Raw genomic sequence first — 18,550 nt, 5'->3', positions numbered from 1 at the left:
CATTTACCTGCTTACTGTCGGGATTTGGGATGAGTTGCAGTAAAATTGTATATTTCGACCATGAAAAACTTAAAAATAGCCCTGTTATTGCTTGCAACCATGCAGTTGGTTGGAGGTTTTGCCCAAGTATCAGGCCCAAAGCCACCCATGGCGCAGCGGGTTCCTTATACTATAAAAGGTAGTTTTGGTGATAGAGAAGACCCGTATTATTGGCTAAAAAATCGTGACGATAGTAAGGTTATCGATTATCTGAAGGCAGAAAATGCTTATCTGGCAGAAGTGATGGCTCCTACTAAGCCGCTGCAGGAAAAGTTGTACAATGAAATGGTTGGCCGTATAGAGGAAGATGAAAGCAGTGTTCCCTACAAAAAGGGTAACTACTATTATTACACCCGTTATGTAAAAGGTGGAGAATATCCGCTCGTATGCAGAAAAAAAGAAGCGCTTACCGCACCTGAAGAAATTATTATTGATGGCAATGAATTAGCTAAAGGACATCCGTTTTTAAGTTTTGATGTTGAGATTAGTCACGATGAATCGAAAGCATGCATCGTTATGGATGTTGCAGGAAGAAATTTTTATACCATTAAAATAAAAGATTTAACTACAGGTAACTGGTTAAAAGATGAAATTAAAGATACAAGAAACGGTTGCGTGTGGTCGAAAGATGATAAAGCAATTGTTTACGGCGTGCCTGATGAAGCAACATTACGTGTGTATCAGGTTAAGAAACATATAATCGGAAGTAAAGAAAAAGAGGATATTGTATTAACACAGGAAGATGACAGCACTTTAGATTTATATGTTTATGAAAGCCGGAGCAGAGATTTCATTTTTGTAAATGGTTCGCGCACCGATGCCAGCTATGTTGCGTATACCAGTTGTGCAAATCCTGCAAAATTTATTTTAATTGAACCGCTTACTACCGATCATTTATATTCTGCTGATCATGTTAAGGGTGATGAATTTATGATTCACACTAATTATCAGGCTAAAAATTATCGTTTATGTACGGCAAAAATTGATAATGCCGCCAAAGAAAACTGGAAAGATATTATTCCGAACCGCAAGGATGTGTTTTTAGAAGATGTAGAATATTTCGCTACATTTTATGTTGCGCAAGAAAGTAAAAACGGACTTACTTCATTAAGAATTGTTGCACCAAACGGCGATGAAGATGAAATTCAATTTGATGAACCTGCTTATTACAGCACACTTTCTTACAATCCGGAGTTTAATACAACAAGCATACGGTTTTTATATTCATCGTTAATTACCCCTTTTACAACATATGAATATGATACCAAAACTTTATCCAAAACAATTTTAAAACAGGATGTAATACCAAGCGGATACGATAAATCACAATATGTAACCGAACGAATTATGGTTCCTGCGCGTGATGGAAAGATGGTACCGATGACGATTGCTTATCGCAAAGACAAATATAAAAAAGACGGTACTGCACCCGGCTTTATTTACGGATATGGTTCATACGGATATAGTAATGAAGATTATTTCGACAGTAATATTTTGAGTTTAATGGACAGAGGATTTGTTTATGCCAATACACATATTCGTGGCGGACAGGAAATGGGTGGTGCATGGTATGAAGATGGTAAAATGCTGAATAAAAAAAATACGTTTTACGATTTTATTGATTGCAGTAAATATTTAATTGATAATAAATATATTGCGAAAGATAAATTGTTTGCAAACGGTGGTAGTGCAGGTGGTTTATTAATGGGTGCCATCAGTAATTTTGCTCCTGAATTATATCGAGGCATTATTGCTGATGTTCCTTATGTGGATGTAATGACTACCATGGAAGATGAAAGTATTCCACTAACTACTTTTGAATATCTGGAATGGGGAAATCCTAAAATTAAGGAGCAGTATGATTATATGTATTCTTATTCTCCTTACGATAATGTGGAAGCAAAAAGTTATCCGAATATGCTTATTACTACCGGATTAAATGATAGTCAGGTTCAATATTTCGAGCCGGCTAAATGGACAGCAAAATTACGTTACACAAAAACGGATAATAATTTATTATTATTAAAAGTAAATATGGATGCCGGTCATGGTGGACAATCGGGACGATATGAAAGTGTAAATGAAATCGCGTTTATGTATACCTTTATTTTGTATTGTTTGGGGGTGAATGAATAAAATGAAAATTTAAGGTTGATGAAAGGAATCTAATTTTTTCTCAACTGTGATTACCAAAAAATAAGGGCTGCCTTCTATAAAGAAAGCAGCCCATTTTATTTACTACCGATAAATAAAACTAATGTTGAACAACAAATTTTGTGGTTTGCATTTCATCGGCAGTTTTAAATACCGCGATATACATTCCTGATGCAAGGTTACTTACATCGAATTGAAATTGTTGTGTTCCGGGTTCAACTATTTGATCAACCATCCAATTTGCAATTTGTTTGCCGGACAAATCTGTTACAAAAAGATTGGCAACAGCGCCGCTAGAAATTAATAAATCGATGGTAACAGTTGAAGCACTTGGCACGGGATAAATTGAAAAATGTGCCATTGCTGCAGTATTATTTTCACCCACGATATTATTTTCTGCAAATCGTAAATCGTCAGGATTGTATGCAGTCATTTCACATTCATCAATCCATGCAACAAATGTGCAACCTGAATTTGCCGTAAAACCAGGATGTAAATTAATATAATAAGCAGATTCAAATGTTACTACTGCGGTTGAAAGAATTGTAGTGCTGCAGTCACTTAAAAAATTGTCAAATAAAATACTTCTATTTTCGATGCCATAAGTTGCATCTGCATAACCTGTTAAAGTATAAGTTCCACATACTGATGCAATATCATAAGATGTAAATTTAGTTACACCAACTGCCTGAAATGCCTGTCCAACCGAAATTACTTCCTGTGAGCAACTTCCGTATAAATCGATTGCAGCCTGAATCCATGCATTTCTTGCCATAATATAACCATCATCACCATCCAGATAATCCATCATAGCGCCCCAGCCAATTCGTCTGGCTTTATCGTAACCAATAGCATCTACATGAAATTCAACACCAAAATCATTAATACCTTCTCCACCAACACTCAATAAATAAAACATATGATTTTGCACGCCGCTGTTAGTATGCACACCGCCGTAATCACCCCCGGCTATATCTGCCCAATAATCGCCATAGTAAGTATCCGGATCACCTTTATCGTTAGGATTAATAAATGAACGATTTGCACCTCTGTCTTCACCGTGTAACCATGTTGGTGCGTCATCACCTTCAACATAAAATTCTACCATTTCGCCAAAAATATCAGCAAACGATTCATTTAATGCGCCACTTTCTTCAGAATAATCTAATGCGTCAAAATGTGCATATTCAATTACACCATGTGTAAATTCATGACCAACAATATCAATTGCATTATAATCATCTGATGTTCCGGGAGCGCAATCGCCACCACTGCCGAAATTTAAATTATCGATAATATTGGTATAATTTGCATTACTGCAATAAGGGTCATCGGCATCATCAAAATATGTTCTGTTATTAAAAATATCAATATCACCACCTGCACCATCAAAACTTTCGTGGCCATAGGTATCTAAATAATAATCGAATGCCTTTCGTGTTCCCCATAGAGAGGTCATCACCATTTTGTAATTAATATAACCATCCCAGTCATTCGTAGAAGAACAATAATACCAGTCGTCACCATAACTTGCAGTGCCATATCCACCAGAATAATAGCTTCTTATTTCAGTGTCCGGATTGCAGTCGTCAATTGGAAAATAGGATGTTTCTGTGTCACCAAACGCGCCGCAATCTTCTGTACGATAATCGGTATAAACAGTTTGATTTCCATTAAATGTAGTTTCAACGGTTGTGCTATTACAAAAATGTTCCAGACTGCGGTCACGAATTATCTCACCGGTATTTGCATTTACATAAACATATTTTGCAATTGAAGGTTTTACTGCAAAAACATACATTCTGTATGCCAGCACATAATTAGCTGCTATGTTTTTTTCCTTTGGATTTATCTTAACAATTAATAATTCAGGTGTTGGGTATAAAGTTGCATTTGGATTATTTTCTTTTTTCTTAAATGCAGCTTCGGCACGTTCATTTTCCCACATATATTTTTCTGCGGGGTAAGCTGATAATACCGTTTCAATTGCTTGTTGGGCACTTACATTTGGTGTTACATTTAAATTTAACCCGGGAACAAAATCGCCGTTTACGAGGTGCAGTTTTCCATTTCTTTCATGTGAAAGTTGTTCAACACCTTCTAAACGCACACCGTTGTAATATTGCGCAAATTTATAGTGTTTATTTCCGGCTTGATCTGTATTTGTTTTCATTAAACGCAATTCATCGTTTCCTGACATGCCTAGTAGGTCGGGCGCTTCAGTAAAAACCGAAACAGCTTTAAATGTTGCGTCTGCTTTAAACTCAATCCAGTCGAGTGTTGAGCCGGGCTTAATAATAGCCTGATACTTTTTTTCAACATTTGCAGGTAATACCCGCTGTTGCGCTTTTAATAGTTGCATAGGCAAACAAAGGATGACTATTAAAAGCAATTTCCATTTTTTCATAAGAGTTAATTTAATGGTGAATAAACAATTATTCTGCTTTTAATGCATCGATTTGTTTTTGCAATTCGATGATATATAAAGTAAGCTCTTCAATTTTTTCCATCATTTGAACTTGCATAGTACCTACTTCAATTCCTTGTTCGGCAACTTCTTCAGCAGATGGTATTCCGGGAAGGTGGTTGTTTTCATTGATAGCAGCTTCTAATTCATATAACGACATCATTTTATAATCATCTGCAAAAACGTAATCAGGCCAGCTTTCGCTTAATTGCACTTTTAATTCTTCGCACATTACTTTTCCATCTACAGATAATAAATAACCTGTTGCAGGAACAGAGGCGCCAATCATTACACTGCCACCGCTATAACACATACTCACATTACCACCATCATTATTTAAATATAATGTTGAAGCAACACCATTATTTCTCGCCATTATTTCATTATTATCAAGGGAGAGATTTAATGAAGTAGTAGCACCTGTTACAATAAATCCACCGGAAGCTAAACTTGCATCACTACCACCGTCGATATGTAATTTAACAGCAGGTGCAGTAGTTCCGATACCTACATTGCCGGAAAAATATCCACGTCCTTCAAAGTAACCTGCATATTGTGTAGTTCCACTTGTGGTTGTGCCGTAAACACCATATGCCGGACCGGCAGTTGCGCCTGCAGTGCCATAAACACCGATTGATAAACCGGCAGCACCAAATGCAGTTCCGTAAACACCATAACCTGTATTAGCACCATTTGATGCAATACCTTTTACACCTGTTTGGCCACCACCTGATTGTAAACCGGTTCCGTAACCAAACGTGTAGGTATTACTAATTTCAATAAGATTAAAATTTGTTGCACCGGCACCTACCCAAGGTTTTGTTACTTTCATAACCGGAGCTGTGCCTGTAGTTTCAACATTTAATTTTGCAGAAGGACTTGTGGTTCCAATACCAATTTGTCCGCTATTATCAATTACAAACTGATCGCCATTATTATTAATTCTGAACTGATTTGTTGCTTCATCAAAATAGGTCCATGCTCTTGCTAAACCACCAATTGAATAGCCATAAAAAGGCTTACGACCGGAGGCACCACCCATATCTAAATACATACCACCGTAACCGGTCACATTTAATGATTTTACGGTAAAGTTTGCTGAACCAATCATGGCTGTGGTATTTAAACCTACATTTCCGCCATTATCATAAATTGTAGAATTTGCAACAGTAGTTGCAGCAGTAAATTTCGGAACATAATTTGCCGAACCACTTCCTGCCAATCCACCACCACCGCCAACAGTTGCTGTTGACTGTGTTGTTCCATCCATAAACTTAATTGAGTTTACATAAACTTCATTCCAGTTTAATGTTGATGAACCTAAATCCAATGTATTATTTGCATTAGGTAATAAAGCTGCATTTATTGCAGTAGTGGTTAAATTTGAAAGTGCGGTAGTTGCACCTTTTGTAGAAATTGCTGTCCAACCCGCACCTGTATAATAGTAAAATCCGGGTGTTGAATTTGTTTGAAAAATTAATAATCCAGTGGTTGGAGCAACAATTGCATCACGTTGTGCTTTGGTCATACGTGGTGCTAATAATCCCTGTGTAGTACTTTGCATTTCGAGTAATGCTGAAGACACCGGTGTAATTGTTCCAAGACCTGCACTTCCTGATGCAGGGTACGTGTTGGTTTGGGCTTTTACAAAAGCCGTTCCTGCAAAAATCATTGCAGCGAATAAAAGTAATTGCTTTTTCATTTGATTTGTTTTTAAAAAGTTAAAAATTGGGATGTTCATTAGTTGTTGTGATTTTGACGGGTTACTACTTTTATCCAATCCATAATTCTGTTTTGTAAGCTGGTATTGCATATCGGTAGTTTTATGGGACAAAGGGACGATTTTCATGGAGCATAATCCAGTAGAAATTTTTGACTTTGTAGCAGACAATTTGTTATTTTGGGCATGGAGAATACCTATTTGCAACAAGTGCTGCGCGTATTGACCAAAACCGAGTGGAAGGCATTTGCTGACTTTGTTGCTTCACCCTATTTCAATAAAAACGACAAGTTTGTAAGGTTTTACAAATTACTGCAACCTTACTTTCCGCATTTTGAGCTGACCGAAAAGGAAAAGGAAAAAATTTATCTAACTACCACAGAATCAAAGAGTTACAACGATGCCGGGTATCGTAATTTGTGCTCTGACTTTTTGGCGTTGATGATGGAATTTGTTGCACAGGAATCGCTGAAGGTTGGTAATACGGTTAAGGACCAGTATCTGAATAGTTTTCTGATTGACCGTAAGGTTTTGGATTTAGCTGAAAAAAACATGAAGAAAGTGGAGGTATCCATTAAAAAAGCTGATTTAAAATTGCGAGAAAAATTGTACACTGCCATATGGATAAATGATATGCGCATTTTGTACAGCATTTATAATAATATAAAAAATATGCATGCCTCCAACACAGTAATGTTGGAAGATAAAACACCGAATCTGATAACTGAATGGACGCTTATGCGTGTATTTAGTTCTATAATGAATAATAACAAAGCAAAACGGGCTATTAATTTACCACCTGAAAAAGAAAAATTAAAAATATTTCTTGATTTGTATGAAGCCTTTGAACCATTTGAACACAAAGAAACCAAAGTAATTTATTTGATTTTCAAAATGCAATATGTTGAGTCCGGTGATCAATATTATTATGAGGCGTTAGATATCGTAAAATCGTTGGATTATACCCAAGACAGATACACGATTGAAAATTTAGTAATTGGATTATTATATTATGCAGACAGGAAAGTGTTGGTGGATGAAAGCTGGCGAAACGAACTTTTTGAATTATATAATGTAAAAATTGAAAAACAATTATGGCGTCAGATAAAAGGTTTATCCTATGCATCGGTATTTAATATTGTGATAAATGCATTACAATTAGGTAAAATTGAATATGCTGAATACATTTTAGAAAAATATGTTTTAGAGGTTTCTGAACATATCCGCGCTACAGTGTATAATTTATGCCATGCATGGATATTATTTTTTAAAGGAGAATACGAATCGGCTCACGAAGCGATTACACAGGTTGTAACTGAAAATTTGCTGATTAAATATGAGCTGCGCAGTCTGCAGTGTTTCATATACCTGCAAAAACAAGAATGGGATTTGTTAAATGCGGCATTAGAAAGTTTCAGACAATTTATTGCTTACAACAAAAACAATCTGGAATCAGCAGTAACCGATCAGTTTAATTATGTATGCAAAAATATTGGTGCATTAGCCAAATTACATCCTGACTACAAAACAAAGGATAAAGAAAAACTCATTGCTACGTTGCAAGAGGACAATGTGTCCTATATGCGCAATTGGATGTTACAGAAAATTATTAATGGTAAATAATAGTTGCGTTATTGTTTTATTGGAAAACTTTCACCGGGCAGGTAGATTGATAAATGAATTTGTTTTGCTGCCATTAAAGTATCTTGTGACATATCTGTTGAAATGGGCTGACCAATTTCAATAACCTGACTCGCACCAATTACGGTTGCTTTGCCTTGACTTACTAAAATGGCGGTTCCTTCATCGATGCCAACACATTGAAAACCTTTATTTTCGATAACGGCACATAATAATCGGTTATAACGACTGCGCACTACAAAATGCTGGTCGATAATAACTGAATCCAATAATCCTAAACCTTCAACCAGTTCTAAATTACCTTTCCAGATATTATCAAACGTTGCTTCGTATGCAGTATCTACTAATCCTTCGCCGGTGATCATTCTTTCGCTCATAATACTTGCCCCTGCGCTGGTGCCACTTATTAATGCTCCGTTTTGATAAGCTTCATTTATTGCGGCTTTGATATCTGTTCCTGCAATTTTGCGCATCATCACAGCCTGATCGCCACCACTGATAAAAATTATTTTTGATTTACGTAACGAGTCTAATTTTGCCGGTACGCCCACTGCAGCAGAATCAAATTTTACACAATTTTGTCCGGTGAGTTTTTTGAAGTCATTATTTAACCAGATATAAGCACTATCGCCCCAACCGCTCGGTAAAGTGATTGTAGTAATTAAATCACCCGGTTTCCATCCGGAGGCTTTAATTAAATCCATCATTAAACTATCACCTCTGTCGCCCCCTCCTATTATAAATAATTTCCCTTTCGGATAATTTACTACTTCTTGAGATTCAGTTTTTGCAGTTTGCTCAGAACATGCCATAAACAATAAACCGGCGCATATAACCAAGAGGAAAGACTTCAACATAGGTTTGAATTTGAAACAAATATAAAAATATTTAATAAGACGAAAGGATAATTATTATTTACTCAGGGAGAAAGTAAACGTGGTTCCCTTACCGGGTTTTGACTCAACCGTGATATTACCCTTGTGGCGTTCGACAATTTTTTTGCAGATAGATAAGCCCAAACCGGAGCCCTGTATTTCATCGCGGCCATGCAGGCGGTTAAATATGCCAAAAATTTTATGTTGGAATTGACTTGCAATTCCAATACCATTATCGCGGACTTTAAATTCCCATTTATCAATTTTATCTTCCACATCAATCAACACCAGTGGTTCATTTTTGCTTCGGAATTTAATGGCATTATCAATTAAGTTCTGAAATAATAATATTATTTGTGAATGGTTACCATACATAACCGGTAAATCAGGATATAAAATAAGTGCATTACTTTCTTCTACCGATTTTTGCAAATTATCCAAAGCCTGACGTAAGGTCATATTCCCTTCAAAATTTGTCATTGGCTCAGTGTGATAATCCAACTTACTGTAGGTGAGCAAATCTTTAATTAAATGATGCATACGTTGTGCACCATCTGAAGCAAATTGCAAATATTCACGACCATCATCAGGTAAATTATCACCATATGATTTGAGAAATAAATTGATATATGAAGAAATAGTGCGCAGCGGCTCCTGTAAATCATGTGATGCAGAATATGCGAACTGTTGTAATTCCTGATTATAAGAAATCAGTCGCTCGTTTAATTCAAAAAGCGTATCATTATTTTCTGAAATATGGCCTGATAATTCCTGTTGTTTATCGTTGATTTTATTTCTTATGAGTAATGCATCTTCAACCTGTAAATAAAAATTAGCAAAAATGCGACAGGTATCATTTTGAAATGCATCTACCTGCACCGGTTCAGCAGTTACACCATAAAAGAATAACTCAACACTTCCATTTCGCCTTATCGGGAGTATTACTTCATTTATAACTTCAATGGGTTTGTGCGTTGAAATGAATTTTTCAGCATTATCCAGGATAAAAACAAATTTTTCCTGGTTGTTTCTGATATCATCCGGTAAGTGTAAACGCTGTTCAAATTTGGCAGAATTTCCTGATTTAAGTTTTGGCTTATTTTCTATTGTGCGAATAAATAATTCAGTTTTTTCACTGACACGATAAACGGCATAATTGTCAATGGGAAATAACAGACAAAATTGTTTTGCAAAATAGGCAATTGATTCATCAGTTGTACGCAACGAGGATATCTTTTCAGACATGCCTGCAATAATGGAGATATATGCTGCTGTAGTCAATGTTTAGCCGGAAATTTGTAATGCAAGATTAGTTGTTCATCCCGAAACAAACAAATATTTTTATTTTGAATATAAAGGCAAAAATGTTTGCAAACTACCCGGCATTTCAATGTTAAAAAACAGTTTTTTCTTAAAAATTTAACGTTAAACCATTGATTATAAAAAAGTTACCAAAAAATTACATTCCCTATTTTCGGATTACTGATGCATCTTCGCAGTGAAATTTGTGGAGCAAAATACTCAATATCAAACACTTAAAATCGCTTCGGAAGGCTTGTACACAGAGTCCGGCAGTCGTTTTATTGCCTATTGTTATCGGGTTGAAGATGAGGACGTGGTAAAACAAATAAAGGAAAAGCTGCGCAAAGAACACCACAAGGCAGTACATGTTGCCTGGGCTTGTCGTATAGGGCTGGTTGCAGATGTTGAGCGCTTTTCCGACGATGGCGAGCCGTCCGGCAGCGCAGGCAGACCAATTTTAAACGAGCTTAAAAGTCGCTCCCTCACCCAATGTGCTGTATTCGTTGTCCGTTATTTTGGAGGCAAAAAGTTGGGCATTCCGGGTTTAATTCACGCTTATGGTGCTGCGGCGGCAGATGGTATTGAACACAACCAAATCGTTATTATTCCCATTCAGGAATGTTACAAAGTGACCTGCAGCGAAAGTGATATGCACATGGTCATTCATGAAATTAATAAAGCAGGCGCCAGGATTACCGATACGGAATTCGGTGAAACATGTAACTTTATGATTACGTTCAACAGCGATAAGCATGTTAAAATTATTCAGAAAATGGAATCCATCTGGCAAATCGAAGTGGCTTTTAGTCATCGGTTTTAGCATTTATTTTGCCGGTTTGGGAAGTAAACCCGCTATCGGACAACAACAAATTATTGCTTCGGCAAATAACTCCGTTTCTGTAACTAATACAAATCAAATTGCCTTAGCGTATCTGAATCAAAATTATCCTGAATTGTTTTTGAATCATGCTGATGTGCAAATTGTTTATACAAAAGCAACACCTTATGCAATATATCTAACCTATCAACAATATTTTAATCATTTTCCAATTGAAGATGCTTTATTAAAAATTGTCATCGACCGGCAGGGCATTATCAGAAGCGTTCAGGGGAATACCTATACCACTAAAACATGGCCTGCTGTATCGCTGAAGGCACAGCCAAACTTTTTGTTACCGCAGTTACCCGATAATAAATCTTTTCCTCTTGATTTACAACCGCAAATTAAAATTCGTATTGTAAATAATCAGCCAATGTATGTGTACACATACGATTGTCAGTTCAGCACTGACCGTTCGCGTTATTCAGTAACTTTAGATGAAAACGGTTTTGTTTTGGAATTAAATAATCACCGCAGTTATTTAAGTGGTGTTGATACAACGGTTTCGGCGAAAGTATTTTTACCGGATCCACTCACAACTGCGGGAGTTGAATATGGTGGTGCTTATATGGACAATAACGATAATGATAATGCAGAATTAAATGCTGAAGCCGTAATTGTTTCGATGCGTGTGAAACTGGAAGACGGTGTATTTTATATAAAAAACGACAGTGTTATAATTAAAGATTTAAATTCACCGACAGTTCCGGTGGTGACTGCAACAATTCCACAATTTTATTTTACAAGAAGTGAAAATGGATTTGAAGATGTAAATGCATTTTATCATATCACCAATATGAATAATCAAATACTTACCCTTGGTTATGTTGATATGCAAAATTTTTATATTGAAATTGATCCGCATGGTGCAAGTGGTGCCGACCAGTCGTTTTATGTAAGTGCAATAATTCCATCCATACAATATGGTGAAGGCGGTGTTGATGATGCCGAAGATGCGGATGTAATTTGTCATGAATACGGACATGCATTAAGCGATCATGCTGCGCCGGGAAGCAATACAGGTATAGAACGCAGAGCAATTGATGAGGGTTATGGCGATTATTTTGCTGCTAGTTATTCGCGTGGATACAGTGATTACAATTGGGAAAAAATATTTAGCTGGGATGGTCATAATGAATTTTGGTTTGGCAGAAATGCTGATTCGGATAAACATTATCCGGAAGACAATTCTGATAATTACTATTCATCAAGTGAAATATGGTCTGGCGCTTTAATGGATATTTTTGATTTAATTGGTAAAGACAATACAGATAAATTGGTATTGGAAGCATTACATGGCAGTTTACCGAATATGACAATGCCTCAGGCTGCACAATTGCTATTATTGGCAGAAGAATTAATTTTTGGCGGGACTTTTCATGATGCTATTTACAATGCCTTAGATGCACGCGGATTAATTAATCCTGTTGCAATAAATGAAAATGTAGTTGTAAACGGGATTCAATTTTTAAATACAGCCGGATTTATTTCTAACGGAGAAAATATCCAAATTAAATTTCAGCAGGCTATTGATTTTACCATTAATTGTTATGCTTTAGATGGTAAATTACTGCAAACCACCAGCGGTTTTGGGAATCAGACAGCTTGGAACTTTGAGACAGCTTATTCAGGAATTATAATCTTGGAAGTGGTTACACCGGAAATTACCCAATCCATTCGGTTGGTGCGGTTAGATAACTAATCTGTTTCTTCTTCTTCCTCCGGCCTAAAACTAAGCACAGGAATTGCAGAATGTGAAATTACTTTATTGATGCGCGAGCCAAAAATTAATTGGTTGAATTTATTTTCAGCATGGCTCATAATTACCAGTAAATCGGCATCAATTTCTTCAGCATACAGTAATATCGAATTACTCACCATGTCGTGGCGAATCATTTCGGTAGTACATTTCAGTCCATGTTTGCGAATAGTTTCTGCAGCTTCTTCCATTTTTTCTTCGAGTGCTGAGCGACTGGAAATAAATTCTTCCAAAAATTCAGAAACAGCAACCAGGTGAATAGTGGCATCAAAACTTTTTGCAAAACGGATGATGCGTTCAACTTTTTCGCTGGTGTATTTCGTTAAATCGATAGGAAGCAGGAAGTTTTTAAATTGAATTGGAGATTTAGTATCCCTGCAGGTTAAGACCGGGAAATTTACACTTTTTACGAGTTTTTCGGTGTTGTTTCCCAAATTGAACTTCGAAGGCTTGGAATCTGAGCCAAAGGTGCCGATACAAGCGAGTTCGGCATCAATTTTTAGCCCGTAATCATGAATTAACCCCGGAATTGAATCATTCGTTGTAATTACCTGGGCTTTTATGCGAAATGCCGCGCCGCTGGCAACTTTCATCTCTTCCAGGCGTGTTTCGAGGGCACGCACTTTATTTTTATAAGCAGTAGCCGTATCATTTTTATCTTTCAGGCTATCGCGATGGGCAAAATGAACGAGATGTATTAATGAATTGGTTCGATTTGCGATATAAATAGCATATTGCAAAGCCGCCACGGAAGCCGAAGAGAAATCAGTCGGGACAAATATTTGCTTTTGCAGCTCACTCATTTCGGGTGCAAAAATAATCAGAATTTTTACAATTAACTTTGTATTAATATGTTAAACACCCCTTCTTCTGAATTAATTCTGAATGCAGATGGCAGTATTTACCATTTGCATTTACAACCTGAACAACTTGCAGATACTGTAATTACCGTAGGCGACCCCGATAGGGTGGAAATGGTAAGTAAACATTTCGACCGTATTGAGCATCGTGTGCAAAAACGCGAATTTGTTACACATACGGGTTATATTGGCACAAAACGAATAACGGTAATCAGCACCGGCATTGGCCCGGATAATATTGATATTGTTTTTAATGAATTAAATTTATTACGCAATTTTAATTTTCGTGATAAAACATTTAATCCTGTTTTAAAACCATTAACGATAGTGCGTTTCGGCACTTCCGGCTGCATACAAAAAGATATTCCGGTGGATAGTTTTGTAGCCTCAGCTTTTGGGGTTGGTATTGATAATGTTTTACATTTTTACCAATTTAAAAATACACCGGAAGAAACTGAGTTATGTGAACGGTTTAAAATGCACTGTTATTTTCATCATACCATTCATCCCTATACATTTAAAGCAAATGCAGATTTGTTAAATAAAACAGGGCAGGAATTTATTAAAGGAATTACATTAACCGCACCTGGATTTTATGCGCCGCAGGGCAGACAAATTGGCTTTTCGGTGAGTCACCCGCAATTTTATGATGATATCCGAACATTTAATCATGAGGGTAACCGTATTACAAATATTGAAATGGAAACGGCTGCTATGTACGGACTGGCATCGGTATTAAATCATCATTGCTTGTCGCTGAATGTTTTACTTGCCAATCGGGCAACAGGTGCTTTTAGCGCAGACCCAAAAGCTGCCACTGAAAAATTAATTGTACACGGATTAAATTTTATTGCAGGATTATAATTTATACAATAATATCCTGATTTGCCCTTATTTTACTGATAAATAAATCGAGGGCGCGACGTTTTGTTGCATCGAGATTATAGCTGATATCATTTTGTAAATAATTGCGTACCGAAGCAACTGTAAAATTCGGATGCCGGTAATTTTCTGCAACGGCATCAATATGATGAATACCAAATTTTAATGCTTCATTTATTTCGAAGATAATATCTTCAGGTATTGATTTTCGTGTAATCCAGGCAGCAAAAACAAATGGTAAACCGGTTAATTGTTTCCAGGCTTCACTCAAATCGTATACATAAGGAAATTTATCATTCAAAGCCAAAGCTCTATCACCAATAACCAAACCTGCTGTAGTACCTTTAATTTGGTCGATATATCCTGTTTCTGCGGCTATTTGTTCAGGATTTACCTGCCAATGTTCGCGCAACAAAATTTTAACTAGCTGAACTGATGTGAGCGAATGATAATCAAGAAATACTTTTTCAATTTTATCGATTGGCAATTCTGAAAATATGCTAACACTTTTTACAGGACCATCAGCACCGATACAATAATCGGTAATTATTTTAGCATCTTCCAGTTTTGCGAGAACGGCTACCGGAACAAGACCGATGTCTACACTTCCCGCAAGTATTTTTTTTCCTCCTACAGATGGAATATCTAATTGCAGTTCCAATCGGTTTTTAACTGCAGCATTTTCTAAACCATATAAAAATGGTTTGGTATTGAGATAACTAACCAGTGATATACTATATTGCTTATCCATTCAAATGTCCAATATCGTTAAACATAACTATTTTAAAAATTCCATCAGCATATCGTAATTTATATAAACTTACATTATGATGCGGAAACGTATCCATATCTTTTAATGGCTGATCGAGCATGGTACATAACAAAATACGTATTGCGCGACCGTGACTGCAAACCAGTACTTTTTTTTCGGTGGTGGCTAATAAATCGGTAATAAATAAACGTTGGCGTTGCTGTACTTCTTCAGGGCTTTCACCACCTTCAATTTTTACTGTGGTATCACCATCCTGCCAAAGGTGTAAAATGCGATAAAAATCTTTAAATGTGTCGCCGTCTTTTTCCCCTTCATGAATACCCCAGCTTATTTCATCAAGTCCTTCATGAATTACAGTAGGTATATTTAAATTTGAAAAGGGACCTACTGTTTCGGCAGTACGTTTTAACTGAGAAATGAAAATCTTTTCAAATCCTTCCTCTTTGTAAGCCTCATAAAAAGCATTGGCCTGCTGTTTTCCCAGCGTATTAATCGAGCTGTTTACACCCTTTCCCTGCACAATACCCAACTGATTAAAATCAGTTTCACCGTGACGAATAATAAATATTTCCTTTTCCAAATTAATTATTAATAATAGGCAGATTCACAAAACTTTCTACACCAAATTCAGCATCCAGGTCCACATTTGCATAATTTTTAATGGTATTATACAAAGTATCGCGTTCAACAGGAATTTTACCTGCAGTTAAAATCAATTCACAAATTTCTTTAGTGCTCATAACCGGTGATTGTTCTTCAGCTCCGGCCATAGAATAAATTTTAGTTGAATCATCAATGGTTCCATCAATATCGTTCACACCAAAATTTAAACTGAGTTGCGCATTTTGTCTGCCAATCATTGGCCAATAAGCTTTCAAATGCGGGAAGTTGTCCATATAAATTCTGGAGATGGCATAATTGCGTAAATCTTCAATTACACTCACTTCAGCAACATTATCCATCTGATTATTTTTGTTGCGGAATTTTAATGGAATAAATGTATTAAATCCACCTGTTTCATCTTGTAATTTTCGCAAACGATCCATGTGGTCAACACGATGACTGAAATTTTCGATATGGCCATATAAAATTGTTGCGTTGGTATGCATGCCTAATTCATGTGCAGTTTTATGAATATGTAACCAGGTTGCAGAATCACATTTATCTGCACAAATTTTATTTCTGATTTCCTCATCAAAAATTTCCGCACCACCACCGGGAAGTGAATCCAAACCGGCGTCCTGTAAAAATTTCAATCCTTCACGAGTAGTCATTTTGGCTTTGCGAATCATATAATCCAGTTCCACAGCCGTAAAACCTTTAACGTGTAAATCAGGTCTTATTTTTTTATTTCTTTAATAATATCTGCAAACCAAACTAAATTTAATTCCGGCAAAACGCCACCTACCACATGCACTTCAGTAACCGGTTTATTATTATAAGAACGTACAATGTCCAACATTTCTTCACTTGACATCACCCAACCTTCACCACGTTGTTTGATTAGTCGTGAGTACGAACAAAACTTACAATCAAACACACATAAATTAGTCGGCTCGATATGAAAATTCCGATTAAAGTAAGTGATATCCCCATGTTTCTTTTTGCGGATATAATCTGCCAGTGTTCCGACAAAACTTAAATCCGCCCGTTCAAACAAGGCTACACCATCTTCAAACGAAATGCGTTCACCATTTAATACCTTATCGGCAATTGCAACTAACTGTGCATCCTGAGTTGTACTTTCCAGTAATACTTTAATTTCCGCTTCGCGTGTCATCACAACAATTTTAAAATAAAAAAGTGGTTGGAATTCCCCCCAACCACTTTAAAATTATAATAAGTTACAAAACATGTTATTTCGTAACAGTAATTTTTTGAGTCAGGTAAAACTCGCCATCTGATGCTTTAACTAAATAGTCACCTGCACTTAATGCGCTTGCATCAAAAACAATGTGCTGGTCGCCTGTATTTACAATCTGAATTTTGTCGATAAGTTGACCTGTCAGGTTATAAACTTCTATAGTTAAATCATTATGAACAAAGTTCTTCATTTCGAAAACAAATTCACCATTAGAAGGGTTCGGATAAATGCTTAATTGTATTAATTGACTTTTTAATACTTCATTTACATCTACACCACCAGGAATACAACCCGGAGATGAAAGGATAGTAACGCGGTCGTCTTCCAACACGTTGCGCATATCAGCAACCTGATCTTCAGAAAACATATTCATTGAACCATCATCAACATAGTCCATATAATTCATAAACTGAATACCAGGACTTGAAGGAGAGCAATCATCTAAAACAGGCCAAGAAGGGGCACCATAAGTAGCATCCTCCTGATTTGGTGTATCAGCAATACCATCAGAGCCACCACATTGCGGTTCAGCAGCAAAATCATCGTCACCCCAAGTATGGTTTAATCCCAACCAGTGACCAATTTCATGTGTAGCAGTTCTTCCTTTATTATAAACGCCGCCCGGACTTGCGTTACCAAAATATTTGTAACCGATAACTACACCGTCTTTAGCAGAAGCACCACCCGGAGGTGTTGCATAACCTAAAACGCCACCTGTTAAATTACAAATCCAGATATTTAAATAATCAGCTTTCGGCCATGCATCATCACCACCTTTGTTGGTGAACTTCACGTTATCAGCATAATTATCAGTGCCGGGCGTAACAAATAAGCTCCAGCTATTAATATCTGTTTCAACACGAACAATTCCTGAACTTAACACACCATCAGGATCTTGTTGTGCAAGGCAAAACTCTATTTGTGCATCAGCAGCAATACCTTCAAATGCAGCAGGTGTTTCATCTGCATCATCATTTAAACGGCGATAATCTTCATTCAACACTTCAATTTGAGAGTTAACAAAAGATTCATCGATATTTTGCGTTTCAGTGCTATAAACAACATGCACTACTACCGGAATGGTGTACACGCCACCGTTGGTGCGATAAGTTGTTGTAACACTAGCACTGTCCCTTCTCATTGCTTCCGCCTTAATGGCAGCAAATTCTTCAGGAAAATACGTTTCAAGTTGCTTCAGGTAGGAGTTTGCACCGCAACGAACAACAGTTTGTGCGTAGGTTACGGTTGTTAAAGCCAGCATTAAAGCGGCTAATAAAGCTTTTTTCATTATTGATTAGGATTAAATTTTCAGAATTTCAGCCAAAGTTAATCAGA

The 18,550-nt window shown here is 36.6% G+C and carries 13 protein-coding genes and 1 pseudogene; 5 read left to right on the top strand and 9 right to left on the bottom strand.

Going from position 1 to position 18,550, the window contains the following annotated elements; translation table 11 throughout:
• Window positions 1-60: 60 nt before the first annotated feature.
• The gene (locus tag IPI65_06585; GenBank protein MBK7441190.1) at window positions 61-2,175 is read left to right on the top strand and encodes a S9 family peptidase; all 2,115 of its coding nucleotides are present in this window, start codon (window positions 61-63) and stop codon (window positions 2,173-2,175) included.
• A 118-nt stretch (window positions 2,176-2,293) separates the two neighbouring features.
• On the opposite strand, the gene IPI65_06580 is transcribed toward IPI65_06585, so the two are convergent.
• Together IPI65_06580 and IPI65_06575 are read right to left on the bottom strand one after the other, a co-directional pair.
• Window positions 2,294-4,600: a M4 family metallopeptidase gene (locus IPI65_06580; GenBank protein ID MBK7441189.1), complete on the bottom strand. Its 2,307-nt coding sequence runs from the start codon at window positions 4,598-4,600 to the stop codon at window positions 2,294-2,296.
• 28 nt (window positions 4,601-4,628) lie between these two features.
• Window positions 4,629-6,362, bottom strand: coding sequence for a hypothetical protein (locus tag IPI65_06575; protein ID MBK7441188.1), 1,734 nt, complete (start codon window positions 6,360-6,362; stop codon window positions 4,629-4,631).
• A gap of 204 nt (window positions 6,363-6,566) precedes the next feature.
• Between IPI65_06575 and IPI65_06570 the strand changes: the two genes are divergently transcribed.
• Window positions 6,567-8,003, top strand: coding sequence for a hypothetical protein (locus IPI65_06570; GenBank protein ID MBK7441187.1), 1,437 nt, complete (start codon window positions 6,567-6,569; stop codon window positions 8,001-8,003).
• A gap of 8 nt (window positions 8,004-8,011) precedes the next feature.
• Here the strand turns inward: IPI65_06570 and IPI65_06565 are convergent, their stop codons facing one another.
• Entirely contained in the window at window positions 8,012-8,878 is an 867-nt protein-coding gene (locus IPI65_06565) for a cyanophycinase (protein ID MBK7441186.1), read from the bottom strand.
• Between the two features lie 54 nt (window positions 8,879-8,932).
• Window positions 8,933-10,177, bottom strand: coding sequence for a hypothetical protein (locus IPI65_06560; GenBank protein ID MBK7441185.1), 1,245 nt, complete (start codon window positions 10,175-10,177; stop codon window positions 8,933-8,935).
• 226 nt (window positions 10,178-10,403) lie between these two features.
• Between IPI65_06560 and IPI65_06555 the strand changes: the two genes are divergently transcribed.
• Together IPI65_06555 and IPI65_06550 are read left to right on the top strand one after the other, a co-directional pair.
• On the top strand, window positions 10,404-11,018 hold the full coding sequence (locus tag IPI65_06555; protein MBK7441184.1) for a YigZ family protein: 615 nt from the start codon (window positions 10,404-10,406) through the stop codon (window positions 11,016-11,018).
• A complete protein-coding gene (locus IPI65_06550; protein MBK7441183.1) occupies window positions 10,951-12,780 on the top strand; it encodes a hypothetical protein in 1,830 nt (609 codons plus the stop codon). The genes IPI65_06555 and IPI65_06550 overlap by 68 nt, the downstream gene beginning before the upstream one ends.
• Here the strand turns inward: IPI65_06550 and IPI65_06545 are convergent.
• Window positions 12,777-13,640 (bottom strand): universal stress protein, encoded by an 864-nt coding sequence (locus IPI65_06545; GenBank protein MBK7441182.1) that lies wholly within the window; start codon window positions 13,638-13,640, stop codon window positions 12,777-12,779. The two genes, IPI65_06550 and IPI65_06545, sit on opposite strands and share 4 nt — an antisense overlap.
• A gap of 48 nt (window positions 13,641-13,688) precedes the next feature.
• Here IPI65_06545 and IPI65_06540 point away from each other — a divergent pair, with 48 nt between their 5' ends.
• Window positions 13,689-14,561 carry a nucleoside phosphorylase gene (locus tag IPI65_06540; GenBank protein ID MBK7441181.1) on the top strand — a complete coding sequence of 291 codons (873 nt, stop codon included), beginning with the start codon at window positions 13,689-13,691 and terminating at the stop codon, window positions 14,559-14,561.
• 1 nt (window position 14,562) lies between these two features.
• Here IPI65_06540 and IPI65_06535 read toward each other — a convergent pair whose 3' ends face one another.
• The 4 genes and pseudogenes from IPI65_06535 to IPI65_06520 form a co-directional block, all read right to left on the bottom strand.
• Window positions 14,563-15,330, bottom strand: a complete 768-nt coding sequence (locus IPI65_06535; protein MBK7441180.1) for a menaquinone biosynthesis protein — start codon at window positions 15,328-15,330, stop codon at window positions 14,563-14,565.
• On the bottom strand, window positions 15,323-15,931 hold the full coding sequence (locus IPI65_06530; protein ID MBK7441179.1) for a histidine phosphatase family protein: 609 nt from the start codon (window positions 15,929-15,931) through the stop codon (window positions 15,323-15,325). Before IPI65_06530 ends, IPI65_06535 begins: the two co-directional genes overlap by 8 nt.
• 1 nt (window position 15,932) lies before the next feature.
• Window positions 15,933-17,131, bottom strand: a pseudogene (gene mqnE / locus IPI65_06525) (aminofutalosine synthase MqnE).
• A 76-nt stretch (window positions 17,132-17,207) separates the two neighbouring features.
• Window positions 17,208-18,503: a T9SS type A sorting domain-containing protein gene (locus IPI65_06520; protein ID MBK7441178.1), complete on the bottom strand. Its 1,296-nt coding sequence runs from the start codon at window positions 18,501-18,503 to the stop codon at window positions 17,208-17,210.
• Window positions 18,504-18,550 lie beyond the last annotated feature (47 nt).

This window comes from Bacteroidota bacterium, from assembly GCA_016706255.1.
GTDB lineage: Bacteria > Bacteroidota > Bacteroidia > Chitinophagales > BACL12 > UBA7236.
The sequence above is the reverse complement of the archived record's forward strand: the minus strand, read 5'-3'. Positions and strand labels throughout refer to the sequence as shown.